The organism is Colwellia sp. E2M01, from assembly GCF_018860585.1.
Classification (GTDB): Bacteria; Pseudomonadota; Gammaproteobacteria; order Enterobacterales; family Alteromonadaceae; genus Colwellia.
The window spans coordinates 1-2,563 of the sequence record NZ_JAHKPR010000033.1 but is presented as its reverse complement, the minus strand read 5'-3'; the positions used below and the strand labels follow the sequence as shown (position 1 = coordinate 2,563).

General features: G+C 50.3%; 1 rRNA gene. It reads right to left on the bottom strand.

What is annotated here, in order from left to right:
- Positions 1 to 22 precede the first annotated feature (22 nt).
- A 23S ribosomal RNA gene (locus KO502_RS07505) occupies positions 23 to 2,563 on the bottom strand; the annotation flags it as partial.

Here is a 2,563-nt window from a genome sequence, read left to right as displayed (position 1 = left end):
TACAAAACCACTTGGGTGTTGTATGGTTAAGCCTCACGGGTAATTAGTATTGGTTAGCTCAATGCCTCACAGCACTTACACACCCAACCTATCAACGTTGTAGTCTCCAACGACCCTTTAGGGGACTCAAAGTCCCAGTGAGAACTCATCTCAAAGCCTGCTTCCCGCTTAGATGCTTTCAGCGGTTATCAGTTCCGAACGTAGCTACCGGGCAATGCCATTGGCATGACAACCCGAACACCAGTGGTTCGTCCACTCCGGTCCTCTCGTACTAGGAGCAGCCCTCTTCAATTCTCAAACGCCCACGGCAGATAGGGACCGAACTGTCTCACGACGTTCTAAACCCAGCTCGCGTACCACTTTAAATGGCGAACAGCCATACCCTTGGGACCGACTTCAGCCCCAGGATGTGATGAGCCGACATCGAGGTGCCAAACACCGCCGTCGATATGAACTCTTGGGCGGTATCAGCCTGTTATCCCCGGAGTACCTTTTATCCGTTGAGCGATGGCCCTTCCATACAGAACCACCGGATCACTATGACCTACTTTCGTACCTGCTCGACGTGTCTGTCTCGCAGTTAAGCTGGCTTATGCCATTGCACTAACCGTACGATGTCCGACCGTACTTAGCCAACCTTCGTGCTCCTCCGTTACTCTTTGGGAGGAGACCGCCCCAGTCAAACTACCCACCAGACAGTGTCCCCAAGCCCGATTAGGGCTCTAGGTTAGAACATCACGCATACAAGGGTGGTATTTCAAGAGTGGCTCCACTTCATCTGGCGACAAAGTTTCAAAGCCTCCCACCTATCCTACACATGTAGGAGCAATGTTCACTGTCAAGCTATAGTAAAGGTTCACGGGGTCTTTCCGTCTAGCCGCGGGTATACGGCATCTTAACCGCAAATTCAATTTCACTGAGTCTCGGGTGGAGACAGTGTGGCCATGATTACGCCATTCGTGCAGGTCGGAACTTACCCGACAAGGAATTTCGCTACCTTAGGACCGTTATAGTTACGGCCGCCGTTTACCGGGGCTTCGATCATGAGCTTCGTCCGAAAACTAACCCAATCAATTAACCTTCCGGCACCGGGCAGGCGTCACACCGTATACGTCATCTTTCGATTTTGCACAGTGCTGTGTTTTTAATAAACAGTTCCAGCCACCTGGTTACTTCGACTCTCATATGCTTACGGAGCAAGTCCTTCACACGAGAGAGCGTACCTTCTCCCGAAGTTACGGTACTATTTTGCCTAGTTCCTTCACCCGAGTTCTCTCAAGCGCCTTAGTATTCTCTACCTAACCACCTGTGTCGGTTTGGGGTACGGTTCCTATATATCTGAAGCTTAGAAGCTTTTCCTGGAAGCATGGCATCAATGACTTCATGTCCTTGGACACTCGTCTCGTATCTCAGCCTTAAGGGAACCCGGATTTACCTAAGTTCCCAGCCTACATACTTTCACACGGACTACCAACGCCGTGCTCACCTAGCCTACTCCGTCCCTCCTTCGCAATATATAGAAGTACAGAAATATTAATCTGTTTCCCATCGACTACGCGTTTCCGCCTCGCCTTAGGGGCCGACTTACCCTGCCCTGATTAACATGGGACAGGAAACCTTGGTCTTTCGGCGGGGGAGTTTTTCACTCCCCTTATCGTTACTCATGTCAGCATTCGCACTTCTGATACCTCCAGCAAACTTCTCAATTCACCTTCAACGGCTTACAGAACGCTCCCCTACCACTCAGAGTAAACTCTGAATCCGCAGCTTCGGTGACTAGTTTAGCCCCGTTACATCTTCCGCGCAGACCGACTCGACTAGTGAGCTATTACGCTTTCTTTAAAGGATGGCTGCTTCTAAGCCAACCTCCTAGCTGTCTATGCCTTTCCACATCGTTTCCCACTTAACTAGTACTTTGGGACCTTAGCTGGCGGTCTGGGTTGTTTCCCTCTTCACAACGGACGTTAGCACCCGCAGTGTGTCTCCCGCATATCACTCATTGGTATTCGGAGTTTGCAAAGGGTTGGTAAGTCGGGATGACCCCCTAGCCTTAACAGTGCTCTACCCCCAATGGTGTTCGTGCGAGGCTCTACCTAAATAGATTTCGGGGAGAACCAGCTATCTCCCGGCTTGATTAGCCTTTCACTCCGACCCACAAGTCATCACCGCATTTTTCAACATACGTGTGTTCGGTCCTCCAGTTGATGTTACTCAACCTTCAACCTGCCCATGGGTAGATCGCCGGGTTTCGGGTCTATACCCTGCAACTAAACGCGCAGTTAACACTCGCTTTCGCTACGGCTCCCCTAATCGGTTAACCTTGCTACAGAATATAAGTCGCTGACCCATTATACAAAAGGTACGCAGTCACCAAACTAAATTTGGCTCCCACTGCTTGTACGTATGCGGTTTCAGGTTCTATTTCACTCCCCTCACAGGGGTTCTTTTCGCCTTTCCCTCACGGTACTGGTTCACTATCGGTCAGTTAGTAGTATTTAGCCTTGGAGGATGGTCCCCCCATATTCAGACAAAGTTTCACGTGCTCCGTCCTACTCGATTTCAC